This is a genomic window from Micromonospora chokoriensis (assembly GCF_000718555.1).
GTDB lineage: Bacteria > Actinomycetota > Actinomycetes > Mycobacteriales > Micromonosporaceae > Micromonospora > Micromonospora chokoriensis_B.
Genome location: NZ_JOAN01000002.1, coordinates 21,839 through 38,655 on the forward strand (window position 1 = coordinate 21,839; position 16,817 = coordinate 38,655).

The following is a 16,817-nucleotide window of genomic DNA, read 5'->3' on the forward strand; positions in this document are numbered from 1 at the left end:
GCGTTTCCGCAGCTCACAGGGCCGTTCTCGCGCCAGACGGCGGGAATTGGATCAGTGCTGGTGGCGGGGCTTCAGGCTCTTCGGCAGGTTCATGCCGCGCTGGGCCATCAGGTCGCGCACCTTGTTCGGGTAGTTGGTGATGATGCCGTCGACGCCCATGTCCATGAGCGCCGCCACGGTCGCCGGGTCGTCACAGGTCCACGGGATGACCTTCAGGCCGCGCTTGTGCGCCTCGGCGACCATCTTCTTGTCCGGGTAGAAGCGGAAGGCCGGGTCGCTGATCGTGCCGTTCTGCGGGAAACCGTAGTTCGGCGAGAGGGCCGTGACGCCCTTGATCGAGGCGGCCGCCTTGACGAAGTCACCGCCGAAGTCGTCCGCGTCGATGCCACCCAGCCACGGGGAAGCGCCGGGCATGCCGACCTGGAGGAAGTCGTAGTTCGTCAGGGCGACGAGCGGCCACTTCGGGGCGAGCTTGTGCATCTCCTTGAGCGCACCCCAGTCGAAGGACTGGATGGTGACCTGCTTCTCGATGCCGGAGCGGTGGATCTCCTCGTAGACCCGGCGGACGAACAGCTCGCGCGGCGCGGTCTGCTCCGGCGCGCCCGCCTCGACCTTGGTCTCGATGTTGAGCTTGAGGTCCTTGGCGTGGTAGCTCTTGACCAGGCCGAGGACGTCCTTCAGCTCGACCATCCGGAAGCCCTTGATCTGCTCCTGCTCCGGGAAGCCCGGAAGCTGCTGGAAGCCGCAGTTCATGGTCTTGATCTGGGCGAGCGTCAGATCCTTGATGTACTTGCCGACGTACGGGTACATCGGGTCACCGACGGTGACCGGCGCGGTGTCCGCGCACTTCTGCTTGCTGATCTGCCGGTCGTGGTTGACCACGACCTTCTGGTCCTTCGTGATCTGGGTGTCGAGCTCCAGAGTGGTGACCCCGAGGCGCATGGCCTTCGCGAAGCCCTCCAGCGACTCCTCGGTGGTCATACCGATGCCACCGCGGTGCGCTTGCAGGTCGAAGTGGGTCTTGTGGGGGCGCAGCGCGTCAGCACTGTCGGCGGGCGCGGCATGCGCGGCCACCGGTGCGGCCAGCGCGGGCACGACAGCGAGGCCCACCAGGAGGTGGCGCATCGACAGACGGAGGGACATTAGTGGGAAACCTTAGCTCTCGGGTGCATTTGCCCTGGTGAGGCTAGGCAGGCCGCGGTCCCGGGCGGTGTCCTCTCCACAAGCGGACGGTGAACGTTCGCCAAACCCGCGTAACCTCCCGTCCCAGCTCAGGGCCATTGGAGCGGGGATGCGCCGGCTGGGTGGCGAGCATGTCTCATGCTTGAGTGGTGATTCGATTCGTACTTAATGTGCTGTGGCTCGTCTTCGGCGGTGGCATCGTGCTGGCGATCGGCTACGGCATCGCCGCGCTGATCTGCTTCGTCCTGGTCATCACCATCCCGTTCGGCGTCGCGTCGCTGCGCCTCGCCGTCTACTCACTCTGGCCCTTCGGACGCACCCTGGTGCCCAAGCCGGGCGCCGGCGTCGGCTCCGGCCTGGCGAACATCCTCTGGGTGGTGCTGGCGGGTTGGTGGCTCGCGCTCTCCCACATCGTCGCGGGCATCGCCCTCTGCGTGACGATCATCGGAATCCCGTTCGGCATCGCCAACTTCAAGCTCGTACCGGCCGCGTTCTGGCCGCTCGGCCGTGAGGTCGTCGACGCGCCCTGACCCATCCCGACCCCTTGATCAGGTGCTGGCGCCATGGGAAGGGGGAACAACGCACCCCTTCCACTCCTAACATATAGCGCATTGGGGGGCTTGCGGCAAGACCCCGGTTATGCCGCAAAATCGTCGGCCGAGACCAGATTCGGCCGAAATGGAAGTCATGAATTGAATTCCTTGCCTACCTCCGTGTTCGAACTCCCCGATCACCTCTCGCCCAAGGCCGACCCGGCGCTCATCGCCTACGACGAGCGGCACTTCGCGGCCATGGCGGCGAGCCTCGCGCAGCTGACCGGCGAGCTGTCCGACCGCCTCGACACCGCGCGCCGGGCGCCCGGCGGCAAGGGTCGGCAGGCCGTCGACCGGGACGAGGAGGTCCGCCGACTGACCGCCCGGCTGCGCTCACTGAGCCGCTACGGGCTGGACCTGTGCCTCGGCCACGTGGTCGAGGCGGACAACCCCGAGCCCGTGTACATCGGGCGCCGCGGCCTCACCGACAGCGCGGGTCGGCGGCTCCTGCTCGACTGGCGCTCGCCGGCCGCCGAGCCGTTCTTCGGCGCGACCCACGCCAACCCGATGGGCCTGGCCAGCCGTCGCCGGTACCGCTGGACCCGAGGCCGGATCAGCGACTACTGGGACGAGGTGTTCACCCCGGACGGGTTCGTGGGGCACGCCGTCGCGCTCGACGACCAGTCCGCGTTCATCGCGAGCCTCGGCAGCGCCCGATCGAGCCGGATGCGCGACGTGCTCAGCACGATCCAGGCCGACCAGGACGCGATCATCCGGGCGGGCTCGGCCGGCGCCCTCGTCGTCGACGGCGGTCCCGGCACCGGAAAGACCGTCGTCGCCCTGCACCGCACCGCCTACCTGCTCTACTCGGACCCGCGCCTCGGTCAGCGCCGGGGTGGGGTGCTCTTCGTAGGGCCGCACCAGCCCTACCTGGCCTACGTCGCCGACGTCCTGCCCAGTCTCGGAGAGGAGGACGTGCAGACCTGCACCCTGCGCGACCTCGTCGGAGAGGGGGCCGCGGCATCAGTCGACACCGACCCGGAGGTGGCCCGGCTGAAATCCTCGGCCGGGTTGGTCCGGGCGATCGACGCGGCCGTCCGGTTCTACGAGGATCCGCCGGTCACGCCAATGACGATCGCGGTCGGCGACTCCGACGTCCGCCTGAGCGCCGACGACTGGGCCGACGCGTTCCAGGCGCCCGGGCCGGGCACCCCACACAACGAGGCGCGTGAGGATATCTGGGAGGAGCTGCTCACGATCCTCATCGACAGGTACGACGGGGACGAGCCGGACGACGTGCTCCGCGACTCGCTGCTGCGCAACCGGGAGCTGCGGGCATCGGTCAACCGCGCCTGGCCGTTGCTCGACGCGGCCGATGTCGTCGGTGACCTGTGGTCGGTGCCCGCGTACCTGCGCAAATGTGCTCCCTGGCTCAGCCCCGAGGAGGTCCGGGTGCTGCAGCGCGACGACGCGAAGGCGTGGACCGTGGACGACCTGCCGCTGCTGGACGCGGCACGGCAGCGGCTCGGCGACGCGGAGAGGTCGGGGCGTACCCGCCGACGTGACCCGGCCGCAGCGGTCGAACGTGAGCACATGGCCCGGGTCGTCGACGAACTACTCGCGGCCGACACCTACGACGACGGCGAGGGCCTGCTGGCGATGCTGCGCCAACCGGACCTGCGCGACGTCCTGGCCGAGGGATCCGCACCGCCGGACGCCGACCCGGACCTGCTGGCCGGCCCGTTCGCGCACATCGTCGTTGACGAGGCACAGGAGCTGACCGACGCCCAGTGGCAGATGCTGCTGACCCGCTGCCCGTCGCGCAGCTTCACCATCGTGGGCGACCGCGCCCAGGCCCGGCACGGGTTCACCGAGTCGTGGCAGGAACGCCTCGAGCGGGTCGGGCTCGACCGGGTGACGCTGGCCTCGCTGAGCATCAACTACCGCACGCCCGCCGAGGTCATGGCGGAGGCCGAGCCCGTCATCCGGGCCGCGCTCCCCGACGCCAACGTGCCGACCTCCATCCGCGGCAACGGGCTGCCCGTCGTCCACGGATCGGTCGCCGATTTGGGGTCGATCCTGGACACGTGGCTCGCGGCGCACGCCGACGGGACCGCCTGCGTGATCGGCGACCCGACGTTCCCGCCGACGTCCCGGGTCCGGTCACTGAGCCCGGAGCAGGCCAAGGGGCTGGAGTTCGACCTGGTCGTCCTCATCAACCCGGACGCCTTCGGCACCGGTATCGAAGGGGCTGTCGACCGTTACGTGGCGATGACCCGGGCCACCCAGCAACTTGTGCTCCTGACGAACTGCTGATCGGCGCTCAGCTTCGCCGGGCGCATTTTCGGTGCACACGCTTCTCCTCCTCAGGTCGTAGGCGCATTGCCGTCCTGCGCCAGATGGATCGGCGCGGTCGCTCGAACAGGCTTGTCCCAGGGCATCGGGTGACGCCGTACGGACCTACTCCGGACACCCGTTCGCCTGGGAAGGCACTGGCAGCCAATGCGCCCTCTATCTCTTCTTCCATCCCGCCCACCCCGGCCCGTCGTCCGACTCGGCGCGGTGCTGGCGAGCGCGGTCGTCATCGCCGTGAGCGCCGCCGGTTGCGGTGCGGCGCAGCGCACTCCCGCGCCGCACATCGACGCTCCGGCGGCACCCGCTGCCGCGGGCGGGGCAGGTTCCGCCCTGACCGACACCGACGTCAACGCCTGGCTCGACGGCCTGCTGCCGGCCGCGCTGCACCGCACCGGCATCGCGGGAGCCACGGTCGCCGTCGTGAACAAGGGCAAGATCATCACAACCCGGGGGTACGGGTACGCCGACACCGGCATCGGCGGCGACGGGGCCGTCCCGGTCGACCCGGATCGGCACCTCTTCCGAACGGGATCGGTGTCGAAGCTCGTCACCGCCACCGCGGCGCTGCAACTCGTGCAGAGCGGGAAACTCGACCTCGACGCCGACGTCGAGACGTACCTCGACTTCGATCTGCCGCGCCGCTACGAACGAGCCGTGACCCTGCGGCACCTGCTGACCCACACCGCCGGCTTCGAGGAGCGGATCGCCGGCCTCATCGGCACCGACGGCAGCGACGTCAACCTGCGCAAGGCCCTGGTGACCGACCCACCGGAGCAGATCTACGAGCCGGGCACCGTGCCCGCCTACTCCAACTACAGCAACGCTCTCGCGGGCTACCTCGTCGAACGCGTCAGCGGGACGCGCTTCGAGGAGTACGTCCAGCGCAACGTCCTGGACCGCGCGGGCATGTCGTCGTCGACCTTCGAGCAACCGCTGCCGGCGGCGCTGCGCGACCGGATGTCCAAGGGGTACGACAATTCGGCATCGCCCGCCGCGCCGTTCGAGATCGTCGGCACGCCCCCGGCAGGCGCGCTGAGCGCCCCGGCGACGGACATGGCGCGATTCATGCTCGCTCAGCTCGGCGAGCCGGCGGGCTTCGCGCCACTGCTGGATCAGCCGACCCGTGAGCTGATGCAGCGTCCGGCGCTCGACGCGACGTCGCTGGGCGCGCTGGCCGACGGGCCCCGGATGGCCCTCGGCTTCTTCGCGGAGGACCGCAACGGCCACCGGATCCTCGGCCACGGCGGCGACACCGAGTACTTCCACTCCCACCTGCAGATCTACCCGGACGACCGGGCCGGGATCTTCCTATCGCTCAACAGCAACGGCTCCGGCGCTCTGGCCAGCCACGAACTTCGTGAGTCGGTCGTGAACGGCTTCGCCGACCGCTACTTCCCCGCCCCCGACGACCAGCCGTCCGCCGGCGTGGACCCGGCGACCACCGCCAAGCACGCCGCGTTGGCCGCCGGCACCTATGAGTCCTCGCGGACGGTGCGAAGCAATTTCCTGACGCTGATCGGCCTGGTCGGTCAAACCACGGTCAGCGTCGCCGACGGCGGCCGGCTGCTGTTCGAGCCAGGCCCACTGTCGGACTCCCCCGCCCTCTACGAGGAGGTGGCGCCCTGGGTGTGGCGGGAGGTCGGCGGACAGCGCACGATCGCCATGCGGGCCACCGACGACCGGGTCGAGGCGATCGGTTTCGACTCCGCGTTCGCGTTGCTGCCCGTCGAGCCGGCCCGTACCTCCACAGTGGCCATTCCGGTGCTCGCCCTGTCGACCGTCGTGCTGCTGCTCACCGCCCTGTCCTGGCCGGTCGGCGCGATCGTCCGCCGCCGGCTCGGCCGCGCTCCCCGCGATCGGGCGGGACGCACCGCGCGGATCCTGAGCCGTCTCGCCGTCGCCGGTACGCTCCTCGCGCTCGCTGGTTGGGTGCTCAGCCTCAGCACCATCATGAGCCTGCAGGACGTTCCCGGTGCGATGCTGCGCAGCATTCAGGTGCTGCAACTGGTCGGGCTGCTCGGAGTGCTGCCCGCCGCCGTCCGGCTGGTCGACGACGTGCGTCGCCACGTCGGCTGGCGACGGGTCACCGGCAGCGCCGCGATCCTCGTCGCGCTCGCCAGTGCGGGCTGGTTCGCCGTGGAGTTCCACCTACTCGCGCCTAGCATCTCCTACTGACCCGCCCGACCCGGGACGATCCGGAGCAAGGATGCGCATCGCATGAGGGACCACACCGGCACCGAGCCCGACACACCGCGACTGACGAAGTGGCTCGACGGACGGCTCACCCGGCTCGGGGTGACGGGAGTGTTCGCACGAGACTGCCTACTGGCGGCGGTGCTGACCGTCCTGACGTTCGTGCTGCTGACTGTGCTGTTCTGGATCGTGGCACCGGAGGAAGGGGTGTCACTCGACCCGACGCGGGCCTGGCTGCTCGTCGTCATCTGCTGCGCGCAGGCGATGCTGCTGTGTCTGCGTCGGGTCCGGCCCTTGCTCTGCCTCGCGCTCGTCGTCGGCCTGCAACTGCCCATCATCGGCCTCTCCCTGCCCGAGGTGAGCGTCCGAGGCATCGCCGGGTTCGTCGTGGCGTACACCGTCGGGTCGTTGCTGCCGGTTCGGCGCGCGCTGCTGGCCGTCGGCGCGGTAGTGGTGGCGGAGTCGATCGGGGCGGCCGTCCTGGTGACCCCCGATCTGCTGACGGCCGTGGCGTACATCTCGTCGAGCGCCCTGACCTACGCCAGCGCGACAGTCGTCGGCGGCTACGTGGCCACCTACCGGCGCTACGTCGAGTTGGTCCGGGTGCGGGCGGACGAGGCGATCCGGGAGCAGCGGACGAAGGTCCAGGCGGCGATCGGCGCGGAGCGCTCCCGGATGGCCCGGGAGCTGCACGACGTGGCGGCCCACCACCTCTCCGGGATGGTCGTGCAGGCGGCGGCGGTCGAGCGGCTCATCGACCGCGACCCGGCCGCCGCGAAGGCCGGGGTGGCGTGGATCCGCAGCCAGGGCAAGGAGACCCTGGACAACCTGCGGCTGGTCGTCGGTGTGCTGCGCGGGAGGCCGGGGCACGAGGGCGGCGATGGTGCCGCCCCGGTGCCGGGGCTGGGCATGCTCGACGACCTCGTCCGCACCGCCGGCAACCTCGCCGGCCCGGTGGAGTTCGTCCGGGAGGGCGAGCACCGCGAGGTGTCGCCGATCGCCGACGTCGCGCTCTACCGGATCGCGCAGGAGTCGCTCAGCAACGCCCGCCAGCACGCGCCGGGCGCTCCGGCACGGGTGGTGCTCCGCTTCGAGCCCCGCTCGGTGTCGCTGGAGGTGGTGAACGAGCCCGCCGCGCCGCGAGGCGTACCGGCGGCACGGACCGGCGGTGTCGGCCTGGTGGGCATGCGCGAGCGCGCTCAGCTGATCGGGGCAACCTTCACCGCCGGCCCGACGGTGGCCGGTGGTTGGTCGGTCACCGCGACGCTACCGACGAACGGTCCCGCCGCGTCGCGGCCGAGGGAAGAGGCCCCAGCATGATCAGAGTGATGCTCGTCGACGACCAGGCGGTCGTCCGCGCCGGCTTCCGCGTCATCCTGGAACAGGCCGGCGAGATCGAGGTCGTGGCGGAGGCGTCGAGCGGGTCCGCCGCGATCGAGCTGGCCCGCCGGCTGCAACCGGACGTGATCTGCATGGACGTCCGGATGCCGCACGGCGACGGGCTCACCGCGACCCGGCAGATCGTCGCGGAGGCGACCGGGACGCCGCCGGCGGTGCTGGTCGTGACGACCTTCGACCTCGACGAGTACGTCTTCGGGGCGTTGGAATCCGGCGCCAGCGGGTTCATCCTCAAGGACTGTGAGCCCGAGGAGCTGATCGAGGCGATCCGTCGCCTCGCGAGCGGGTACGGGCTCGTCGACCAGGCCGTCACCCGTCGGGTGATCTCGGAGTTCGCCCGACGCACACCCGCTCCCCGCTCCGACGCGGCGGCGGCGCACCAGCTGACCGCGCGGGAGACCGAGATCGTGCAGCTGCTCGCGCAGGGCCTGTCGAATGTCGAGATCGCCGAGCAGCTCTTCATCGAGACCAGCACGGTCAAGTCGCACCTCGGGCGGGCCATGGCCAAGATCGGCGCACGGGATCGGCTACAGACCGTCGTCTGGGCCTACCAGAACGGGGTGGTCCAACGGTGACCGCGACCCCGAACATCCCTCGCGACGCGCACCGGCCGGGGCCTGGCTGGCCAGGCGGCAAGTCCTATTGATTCAATAGGACTTGCCAACAACGAGTCGCAGGGAGGATCGGGTGACTCTTTCCCTTCCGTCCCGCACGGACGCGACGATCGCCAAGCCGCTGCCCCCACGACTGCTCACCCCGCGCGACGGCAACGCCGAGATGCGGTGGGAGGCCATGGCGGGGCAGGGCTTCACGGTCCCCACCGACCGGTTCTTCGTCCGCAACCACACCCGTAGCCCGCTGCTGGACGTGGACACGTGGCGTCTGCGCCTGTTCGGCACCGGCCTGCGCGGCTCGCCGACCCGCGACGACGCAGTCGAGTTCGACTACGGCGACCTGCGGGCCATGCCCGCCGAGGAGATCGCGGCCCTGCTGGAGTGCGCGGGCAACGGTCGCCGCTTCTTCGCCTCCCAGCAGGCCCACCCGGCACCGGGGGTGTCGTGGGGCCTCGGCGCGGTGGGGGTGGCGCGCTGGCGGGGCGTACGGCTGTCGACCGTCCTGCGGCACGCCGGCCTGACCGACGAGGCGGTGGACGTGCAGCCCGAGGGCCTGGACCCGGACTTCGAGACCGGCGGGGCGAATCTCGGCCGGGTGCGCCGCCCGATACCGATCGCCAAGGCCCTCGACGACGTGCTGCTGGCGTACGAGATGAACGGGGAGACGCTGCCGGTCGACCACGGTTTCCCGGTGCGTGTGGTGGTGCCGGGCTGGATCGGCATCTCCTCGATCAAGTGGGTCGGCCCGATCGAGGTCTCCGCGACACCCCTCTCCTCCCCGTGGAACACCCAGTTCTACCGGATGTTCGGGCCCGGCCATCCGGTCGACGGCCGGCTCGTGACGACCCCGGTGGTCAAGAGCGCCTTCGAGCTGCCGTGGGACGTCCGCGTCCCGAGCGGCGAGCAACTGCTCATCTCCGGCCGATCCTGGTCCGGCAACGGCCCGATCCGCACTGTCGACATCAGCACCGACGACGGGGCGAGCTGGCAACCCGCCGACCTCGACCCCGCCGACGAGGGCGGCGTCTGGCAGCGCTGGACGATGCTCTGGCGTCCACCGCGTCCCGGCCGGTGGACCTTGCTGGCTCGGGCCACCGACGTCACCGGGGCCGGCCAACCGGACCAGGCCCGCCCCAACGCGCTCGGATATCTCTTCGACGGTGTGGTCCGGCACCCGGTGACGGTCGACTGACGACAGATCAGTTGCTCCACTCCTTGGCCAGCAGCTCGTAGGAGCTGACCCGGTCGGCGTGGGCGTGGGTGATCGTGGTGACGAGCAGCTCGTCGGCGGCGGTGACGTCCCGCAGAGTACGCAGCCGCTCGGCCACCGTCGCGGGCGATCCGACGAACTGGGTGTCCACCCGGTCGGCGACGAGTTCGCGGTCGTCGTCGGTCCAGGGCAGCGCGGCAGCCTGCTCCGGGCTCGGGAACGGGATCGCTCCGTCGCCACTGCGGATGCTGCGCACCCACGGCGCGTACGGTGCGGCCAGCCGGCGTGCGGCGTCGTCGGTCTCGCCGACGACCACGTCGGCGGAGACCACCACGTACGGCTCGGTGAGCCCGGTCGTGGGTCGGAACGCGGCCCGGTAGGCGGCCACCGCGTCGAGCACCGAGGAGGGGCTGACGTGGTAGTTGGCGGCGAAGGGCAGGCCGAGCGCGCCAGCTAGTTGGGCGCTCTCCCCGCCGCTGCTGCCCAACAACCACACCTGGAGATCGGCGCCCTCCCCCGGCACGGCGTGCGCGTCCAGACCGTCGGCGTCGGTGTAGTCGCCGCGAAGCAGGGCCAGCACGTCGGCCACCTGCTCGGCGAAGGGCGGCGGCTGAGCGCCCGGCTGGTGCAGCAGTGCGCTGCTCAGGGCGAAGCGCGGTGAGGCGAGCACCTGGGCGTAGGAGAACGGCGGAGGAATGAGCAGTCCGTCGACCACCCGGGCCTCGACCGGCGCCGGGGTGGGTGCGGTGATCTCCCGGGCGGCTTCGACGCGCCGCTGACCGGATCGGCCGAGCCCGAGGTCGATGCGGCCGGGGTACAGCGTGGCAAGGGTGCCGAACTCCTCGACGACCGGCAGGGCGGTGCGGTGACCGACCTGGACGGCGCCGGAGCCGACGCGGATCGCGCTGGTGGCCGCGGCGACCTGCCCGACGAGCACGGCCGGCGCGGAGCTGGCGACACCGGCGGCGAGGTGGTGCTCGGCGAGCCAGTAGCGGTGGTAGCCGGACTGTTCGGCCCGCCGGGCCAGGTCGACGGTGTTGCGTAGGGCGTCGGTGACGGTGCCACCGGCGGGCACCGGCGAGAGGTCGAGGATGGACAGGGGCGTGGAGGGCATGGTTGTCCCCGTTTCTAATCAGGCCGTGGCGACTGCGGTCACCGGTGGAAGGAAGGGACGGCTGGGAATCTCCCGGCGCAGCACCGGCGCCACCTCGGCTTGGAACAACTCCAGGCTCTCCCGGTGCTGCTTGTCGGTCAGCCCGTCGTGGTCGGCTTGGAGGTGGATGACCTCGTGGCCGAACTGTTCGTGGTAGCGCAGCACCTTGTCGACGAGCTGTTGTGGGCTGCCGACCAGGATCGAGCTGCGCTCCAGGGCGTCCTCGAGGGTGCCGAAGACCGGTGGCACGCCGAGCCGCCGGAACGCGGCCACCCGGGCCTCGAAGATCGGCCGGTACCGCTCGACCGCCTCCTGTGAGGTGCGGGCCACGTAGAAGCCGGCGGTGCCGGCACCGACGAGGGCGTCGGCCGGGTCGTGCCCGTAGTGCGCCCACCGTTCCCGGTAGTGGCGGATGAGTTCGGCGTACGGCTCGATGGGGTTGGTGACGTTGGCAGAGAAGATCGGGTCGCCGTACCGGGCAGCGAGATCGACGGACTCTCGGCTGGTGGCACTGCCGTGCCAGACCCGGATGGGCTGCTGCAGCGGGCGCGGCCAGGTCTCGGCCTCGGTCAGCGACGGCCGGTACGCCCCGGACCAGGTGACCTTCTCCTCCCGCCAGAGCCGGCGGAACAGCTCGTAGCCCTCCCGGTTGCGATCCCACTGGTCCTCGGCGGTGACGTGGAACAGTTGCGCCTGCGCGGCGCCGTTGCCCTTACCGATGATCAGTTCGAGTCGGCCGCCGGAGAGGTGGTCCAGGGTGGCGTAGTCCTCGTAGGCGCGGACGGGGTCGAGCAGGCTGAGCGTGGTGACCGCGGTGAACAGCCGGATGGTGGAGGTACGGGCCGCGATGTGGCTCAGCACCACCGGCGGCGACGAGGAGATGAACGGGCGCTCGTGCCGTTCACCGACCCCGTACCCGTCGAACCCCAGCTCCTCCGCCAGGACGGCCGTGTCGACGACCTCCCGGAACCGCTCGGTGGTGCTCCTGCGCTGGCCGGTGACCGGGTCGGGCAGGTGGGTGATGAGCGTTATCAGCAGAACCTTCACGCCGGGACCGTCACTTTCGGCTGGAGGTCAGGCGGACGCCGCCGGGTCGCAGCAGGGCTGAGACCCAGGTGGTCGCGCAGGGTGGTGCCGGCGTACTCGGTGCGGAAGACGCCACGCTCCTGAAGCAGTGGCACGACCCGGTCGACGAAGTCGTCGAGCCCACCCGGGGTCAGGTGCGGCACCAGGATGAAGCCGTCGGCGGCGTCCGACTGCACGAAGTGGTTCATCCGCTCGGCGACCTGCCGTGGGGTGCCGACGAAGGACTGCCGGCCGGTGACCTCGATGATCAGGTCGCGGATGCCGAGCCCCTTCTCCTCGGCCAGGGCCCGCCAGTGCCGGGCGGTGCGGACCGGGTCGGGATACATACCGGCCCGGCCTCGGCTGATCGCGTCGCCGGAGACGTCCGGGTCCTCGGCGGGCAGCGGGCCGTCCGGGTCGTACCCGGACAGGTCCCGGTTCCAGAGCTGTTCCAGCAACAGGATCGCGGTCTGCGGGCTGACCTGCTGCCGGCGGATGTGGTGGGCGCGCTCCTGCGCCTCGGCGTCGGTGTCGCCGAGCACGAACGTGACGCCGGGAATGACCTTGAGGTCGTCGGGCTGGCGGCCGTGCCGGGCGAGCCGGGACTTCACGTCCCGGTAGAACTCCTGGCCGTCCTCCAGGGTGCCGTGTCGGGAGAAGATCGCGTCGGCGCTGGACGCGGCGAACTCGCGGCCGTCGGGAGAGTCGCCGGCCTGCAGGATCACCGGGTGCACCTGGGGGCTGCGGGGCACCGTGAAGTGCCCGGCGATGTCGAACTGGTCGCCGTGATGGGCGAAGGCGCCGGGGGCGGCCTCGGTGAGGTACCGGCCGCCGTCCCGGTCGCCCGTGATCGCATCGGCCGGCCACGACTCCCACAACTGCCGCGCGGTACGCACGAACTCGGCGGCCCGGTCGTAGCGCAGCGCGCGGTCGAGGTAGCCGCCCCGACGGAAGTTCTCTCCGGTAAACGCGTCGGAGGTGGTGACCACGTTCCAGGCGGCCCGCCCACCGGAGAGGTGGTCGAGGCTGGCCAACTGCCGGGCCAGCTCGTACGGCTCCCGGAAGGTGGTGTTGAGGGTGCCGGCCAGACCCAGGTGGGTGGTGACCGCTGCGAGGGCGGCGAGCACCGTCAACGTGTCCGGGCGTCCGACGACGTCCAGGTCGTGGATGCGGCCCCGCTGCTCACGCAGCCGCAGCCCTTCGGCGAGGAAGAAGAAGTCGAACTTGCCCCGCTCGGCGGTGCGGGCCAGGTGGACGAAGGAGGAGAAGTCGACCTGGCTGCCGGAGGCGGGGTCGCTCCACACGGTGGTGTTGTTCACGCCGGGGAAGTGCGCGGCCAGGATGATCTGCTTGGGCATGACGGTCTCCAGTGCTCAGGCGGTCGCCGCGACGGCGTAGCGGCTGACCGGTCGGGGCAGGCCGAGCAGGTCGCGCAGCATCCCGCCGGGGTAGCCGGCTCGGAACAGACCCCGGTCTCGCAGCGCGGGCACCAGGGCCCGGGTGATCGCGGTCAAGTCGTCGGGGAGCACCGCGGGCCGCAGCCGGAAACCATCCACCCCGGCGCGGTGCCACTCGGCGAGCAGGTCGGCCAGCTCCCCCGGGGTGCCGGTGACGATCGACGCGTCGGAGGTGAACTGCGCGCCGTGCAGCTCGTCGAGGCGGGTCCGGCGGTCCCGGGCCAGCGTCGACGTCTCGTCGAGCAGCACGACCAGGTCGGCGAGGACGCGCAGCGGTGCGCCCACCCGGCCGACGGTCTCCTCGGCCGCCCGCACCTCGGCCACGATCGCGGCGGCGTGTCCAGCGTCGATCGGGGTGACGAAGACGATGTCGGCGTGCCGGGCGGCGAACGCGTACGGCACCGACGAGTGGGCCAGCGCCGCGACGATCGGTTGCCCCTGCGGCGGCCGGGGCACGATGGAGGGGCCTTTGACGGAGAACCACCGGCCGGCGAAGTCGATGTAGTGCAACCGCTCCCGGTCGACGAACCGGCCGGTCGGCACATCCCGGATCACGGCGTCGTCCTGCCAGCTGTCCCAGAGCCGGCGGACCACCTCCACCGCGTCACCGGCTTCGGCGAAGAGGTCGCCGACGAGCCGTACCGTCTCCGGTTCGTCGAGCCGAGCCAGGTCCAGGGGCGGGATGTCACGGCGACCGAAGTGCCCGGCCTCGGCCCTGCGCGCGGAGACCCGAGGCCGCCAACCGGCCCGCCCACCGCTGATGTGGTCGAGCGTGGCTATCGCCGTGGAGAGGTGGAACGGCTCGGTGTGGGTGGTGCTGGTGGTCGGGATCAGCCCGATGTGCCGGGTCAGCGGGGCGAGCCGGGAGGCGATCTGCACCGCGTCGAGGCGTCCCCGGAGCTCGTCGACGCGGTCGTCGGTGCCGTCCGGCCACGACGTCTGGAGGTCGAGGCTGTCCTCGATGGTGAGCAGGTCCAGTGCGGCGTGTTCGGCCTCGCCGGCGAGGGCGTTCCAGTAGCGGGCGGTCAGCGGCGCGGTCGCGTCGGCGCGCGAGAGCCGCCAGGCGGCGGGGTGCCAGCCGAGGCCGTCGAGGGCCACGGCCAGGTGCAGGCTCTTCTCGGTCATGGATGCTTCTCCTCCGGTCGGCCGGCGGTGACCAGCGTGGGCAGCGCGTTCAGCAGGGACCGTGTGTAGTCGTGTCGGGGGTAGGTGAAGATGTCGCCGACCGGGCCCTGCTCGACCACCGCGCCGTCGTGCATGACCAGCACCCGGTCGCTGAGGTGGTGCACCACGCCCAGGTCGTGGGAGATGAAGAGCAGGGCGGTGCCGTCGGCGGCGCGCAGCTCGGCCAGCAGGTCGAGGACCTGTGCCTGCACGGAGACGTCGAGGGCGGAGACCGGTTCGTCGCAGATGATCAGACTGGGGCGGGGTGCGATGGCGCGGGCGATGGCGACGCGTTGCCGCTGCCCGCCGGAGAGCTGCCGGGGATGCCGATCGACCAGGTCCGCGCCGAGCCCGACGCGACGCAGCAGGTCGACGACGTGATCGCGGCGGTCCGCGCGGCCGACGTCCGGGTCGAGGTTCTCCGCGACGACCCGCCCGACCGTGTAGCGCGGGTCGAAGGAGCTCAGCGGGTCCTGCGAGATGATCTGCAACCTGCGCCGCAGCGGGCGGCGGGCCCGCTCCGGCACGCCGGCCCACGGCGTCTCCTCGAAGGTGACGGTGCCCGCGTCGGCGTCGAGCAGACCAGCGACGATCCGGGCGACGGTGCTCTTACCGGAGCCGGACTCCCCCACCAGGCCGAGCGTCTCGCCCCGCGCGACGGTGAAGGACACGTCCCGCACGACGGTGTGCTCGCCGTACCTCTTGGTCAGGCCGCCCGCGTCGAGCACGGTGTCGTCGGCGCGGACCTCGGGGCGGGCGGGCAGCGTCGCCCGTGCGTCCCCGACCCGCGCCGCCCCGGCGAGCCGGCGGCCCCGCGAGGTCGCGGAGGGCACCGCGGCCAGCAACTGCCGGGTGTACGGATGTGTGGGTTCCCGCAGCAGCCGGTCGGTGGGGCCGTGCTCGACGATCCGACCGTCGCGCAGCACCAGGACCCGGTCGGCGACCTGGGCGACGACCGCCAGGTCATGGCTGATCAGCAGCAGACTCACCCCGGCGGCCCGCCGTTCGGCGAGCAGCCGCAGGATCTGCGCCTGCACGGTGACGTCCAGCGCGGTGGTCGGTTCGTCGGCGATCAGCAGGGCCGGCTCCCCGGCGATCGCCGAGGCGATCAGCGCCCGCTGCCGCAGCCCACCGGAGAGCTGGTGCGGGTACTGCCGGGCCCGGCGCTCCGGCTCCGGCAGGTGGACCTCGTCGAGTAGGTGGGTGACCCGTCCGGCCCGTTCCCGCCGGCTGACGATCTCGTGGGTGGCGAGCACCTCACCGATCTCGGCGCCCACGGTGCGCAGCGGGTCGAGGGAGACCAGCGCGTCCTGCGACACCAGCCCGGCGAGGCGGCCTCGGACCCGCCGCCAGTCCCGTGGCCGGTGTGCCCGCACGTCGGTGTCGGCCAGTTCGAGCCGGGCGGCGCGGACCCGGGCGCCCGGACCGGCGAGACCGACCAGGGTACGAGCGGTCACGCTCTTGCCGGAGCCGGACTCCCCGACGACGGCCACGCACTCGCCACGCTCGACGGTGAAGCTGACCCCACGCACCGCGGCCACCCGGCCGGTCGGGGTGTCGAAGTCGACGTGCAGATCCTCGACCGTGACCAGGGGAGCCATCAGCGCCGCCGCCCGTCGAAGCGTGCCTGCCAGTGCCGGCCGACGACGGTCAGCGACACCACGGTGGCGGTGACCGCCAGTCCAGGCAGGATGCTGATCCACCAGGCCACCTGGAGGTAGTTGCGCCCCTCGGAGAGCATCGCGCCCCACTCCGGCGACGGCGGCTGTGGGCCCATGCCGAGGAAGCTGAGCCCGGCGGCGGCCAGGATCGCCTCACCGAGCCCGATCACCGCGAGCACCGGCACCGGGCCGACCACGTTGGGGAGCACGTGCCGCAGTACCAGCCGGGGCCGGGACTGGCCGAAGGTGACGGCCTGTTCGACAAAGCCCGCGCGGCGGACGACGAGTGTCTGACCACGGACCACGCGGGCGTAGTGCGGCAGGGTGGCGATGCCGATGGCGACGATCAGGCTGGCGGTGCCGGGGCCGGCGACGGCGATGAACAGCAGGGCCAGCAGCAGCATGGGAAATGCCGACAGCGCGTCGAACGTGCGGCTCAGCGCCTCGTCGGCGACCCGGTGGGTGAGGCCGGCGAGCAGGCCGAGCAGCACGCCACCGGCCACCGCGAGCACGGTGGCGGCGACACCGATGGTGAGCGAGTGACCGGCGCCGTGCACCACCCGCGTCCAGACGTCGCGGCCGAGGTGGTCGGTGCCGAGCCAGTGCGCCGCGTCGGGTGGGTTGAGCACGGCGAGCGGGTCGGCCGCGAGCGGATCGCCGGGGGCCAGCACGGCCGGCCAGGCCGCGGCGACGACCAGCAGGATCAGGTACGCCCCGGCGGCGAGCAGACCGGGTCGCGGCCGGAGCCGTCGGCGTACCGTCGGTGCGGTCGGGTCGGCGAGGAGCCGCGTGGGGGCGTCGGTGAGCGGTGGGCCCAGGGTGACAGTCATCG

Annotated in this window: 13 protein-coding genes; 6 read left to right on the top strand and 7 right to left on the bottom strand. The window is 71.6% G+C overall.

Features of this window, described 5'->3' with window-relative positions:
• Positions 1-51 precede the first annotated feature (51 nt).
• Complete coding sequence (locus IF46_RS0103665) at positions 52-1,143, bottom strand: glycerophosphodiester phosphodiesterase family protein (RefSeq protein ID WP_232233921.1); 1,092 nt, start codon at positions 1,141-1,143, stop codon at positions 52-54.
• Positions 1,144-1,331: 188 nt separating this feature from the next.
• Between IF46_RS0103665 and IF46_RS0103670 the strand changes: the two genes are divergently transcribed.
• From IF46_RS0103670 to IF46_RS0103695, 6 genes are all read left to right on the top strand, one after another.
• Positions 1,332-1,712 carry a YccF domain-containing protein gene (locus IF46_RS0103670; RefSeq protein WP_030486831.1) on the top strand — a complete coding sequence of 127 codons (381 nt, stop codon included), beginning with the start codon at positions 1,332-1,334 and terminating at the stop codon, positions 1,710-1,712.
• Positions 1,713-1,895: 183 nt separating this feature from the next.
• The gene (gene helR, locus IF46_RS0103675; protein ID WP_232233922.1) at positions 1,896-4,031 is read left to right on the top strand and encodes an RNA polymerase recycling motor ATPase HelR; all 2,136 of its coding nucleotides are present in this window, start codon (positions 1,896-1,898) and stop codon (positions 4,029-4,031) included.
• A gap of 246 nt (positions 4,032-4,277) precedes the next feature.
• Complete coding sequence (locus tag IF46_RS0103680) at positions 4,278-6,245, top strand: serine hydrolase domain-containing protein (RefSeq protein WP_198041343.1); 1,968 nt, start codon at positions 4,278-4,280, stop codon at positions 6,243-6,245.
• Between the two features lie 42 nt (positions 6,246-6,287).
• On the top strand, positions 6,288-7,583 hold the full coding sequence (locus IF46_RS0103685; RefSeq protein WP_051723611.1) for a sensor histidine kinase: 1,296 nt from the start codon (positions 6,288-6,290) through the stop codon (positions 7,581-7,583).
• Positions 7,580-8,236, top strand: a complete 657-nt coding sequence (locus IF46_RS0103690; RefSeq protein WP_030486835.1) for a response regulator — start codon at positions 7,580-7,582, stop codon at positions 8,234-8,236. The genes IF46_RS0103685 and IF46_RS0103690 overlap by 4 nt, the downstream gene beginning before the upstream one ends.
• 112 nt (positions 8,237-8,348) lie before the next feature.
• On the top strand, positions 8,349-9,467 hold the full coding sequence (locus IF46_RS0103695; RefSeq protein ID WP_232233923.1) for a sulfite oxidase: 1,119 nt from the start codon (positions 8,349-8,351) through the stop codon (positions 9,465-9,467).
• A gap of 7 nt (positions 9,468-9,474) precedes the next feature.
• On the opposite strand, the gene IF46_RS0103700 is transcribed toward IF46_RS0103695, so the two are convergent.
• Genes IF46_RS0103700 through IF46_RS0103725 form a run of 6 tightly spaced genes read right to left on the bottom strand, consistent with a single transcriptional unit; the run spans position 9,475 to position 16,815 of the window.
• On the bottom strand, positions 9,475-10,599 hold the full coding sequence (locus IF46_RS0103700) for an LLM class flavin-dependent oxidoreductase (protein ID WP_030486837.1): 1,125 nt from the start codon (positions 10,597-10,599) through the stop codon (positions 9,475-9,477).
• A gap of 18 nt (positions 10,600-10,617) precedes the next feature.
• Positions 10,618-11,685 carry an LLM class flavin-dependent oxidoreductase gene (locus IF46_RS0103705; protein ID WP_030486838.1) on the bottom strand — a complete coding sequence of 356 codons (1,068 nt, stop codon included), beginning with the start codon at positions 11,683-11,685 and terminating at the stop codon, positions 10,618-10,620.
• The gene (locus IF46_RS0103710; RefSeq protein ID WP_051723612.1) at positions 11,682-13,061 is read right to left on the bottom strand and encodes an NtaA/DmoA family FMN-dependent monooxygenase; all 1,380 of its coding nucleotides are present in this window, start codon (positions 13,059-13,061) and stop codon (positions 11,682-11,684) included. The genes IF46_RS0103705 and IF46_RS0103710 overlap by 4 nt, the downstream gene beginning before the upstream one ends.
• 15 nt (positions 13,062-13,076) lie before the next feature.
• Entirely contained in the window at positions 13,077-14,285 is a 1,209-nt protein-coding gene (locus IF46_RS0103715) for an LLM class flavin-dependent oxidoreductase (RefSeq protein ID WP_030486840.1), read from the bottom strand.
• On the bottom strand, positions 14,282-15,925 hold the full coding sequence (locus tag IF46_RS0103720) for a dipeptide ABC transporter ATP-binding protein (protein ID WP_030486841.1): 1,644 nt from the start codon (positions 15,923-15,925) through the stop codon (positions 14,282-14,284). The genes IF46_RS0103715 and IF46_RS0103720 overlap by 4 nt, the downstream gene beginning before the upstream one ends.
• Positions 15,925-16,815 carry an ABC transporter permease gene (locus tag IF46_RS0103725; RefSeq protein WP_030486842.1) on the bottom strand — a complete coding sequence of 297 codons (891 nt, stop codon included), beginning with the start codon at positions 16,813-16,815 and terminating at the stop codon, positions 15,925-15,927. Before IF46_RS0103725 ends, IF46_RS0103720 begins: the two co-directional genes overlap by 1 nt.
• Positions 16,816-16,817 lie beyond the last annotated feature (2 nt).

Excerpts from the sequence above, each read along its gene's own strand:
- IF46_RS0103665 (WP_232233921.1), bottom strand. The coding sequence starts at position 1,143 with ATGTCCCTCCGTCTGTCGATGCGCCACCTCCTGGTGGGCCTCGCTGTC.
- IF46_RS0103685 (WP_051723611.1), top strand. The coding sequence starts at position 6,288 with ATGAGGGACCACACCGGCACCGAGCCCGACACACCGCGACTGACGAAG.
- IF46_RS0103690 (WP_030486835.1), top strand. The coding sequence starts at position 7,580 with ATGATCAGAGTGATGCTCGTCGACGACCAGGCGGTCGTCCGCGCCGGC.
- IF46_RS0103700 (WP_030486837.1), bottom strand. The coding sequence starts at position 10,599 with ATGCCCTCCACGCCCCTGTCCATCCTCGACCTCTCGCCGGTGCCCGCC.
- IF46_RS0103710 (WP_051723612.1), bottom strand. The coding sequence starts at position 13,061 with ATGCCCAAGCAGATCATCCTGGCCGCGCACTTCCCCGGCGTGAACAAC.
- IF46_RS0103715 (WP_030486840.1), bottom strand. The coding sequence starts at position 14,285 with ATGACCGAGAAGAGCCTGCACCTGGCCGTGGCCCTCGACGGCCTCGGC.
- IF46_RS0103720 (WP_030486841.1), bottom strand. The coding sequence starts at position 15,925 with ATGGCTCCCCTGGTCACGGTCGAGGATCTGCACGTCGACTTCGACACC.
- IF46_RS0103725 (WP_030486842.1), bottom strand. The coding sequence starts at position 16,815 with ATGACTGTCACCCTGGGCCCACCGCTCACCGACGCCCCCACGCGGCTC.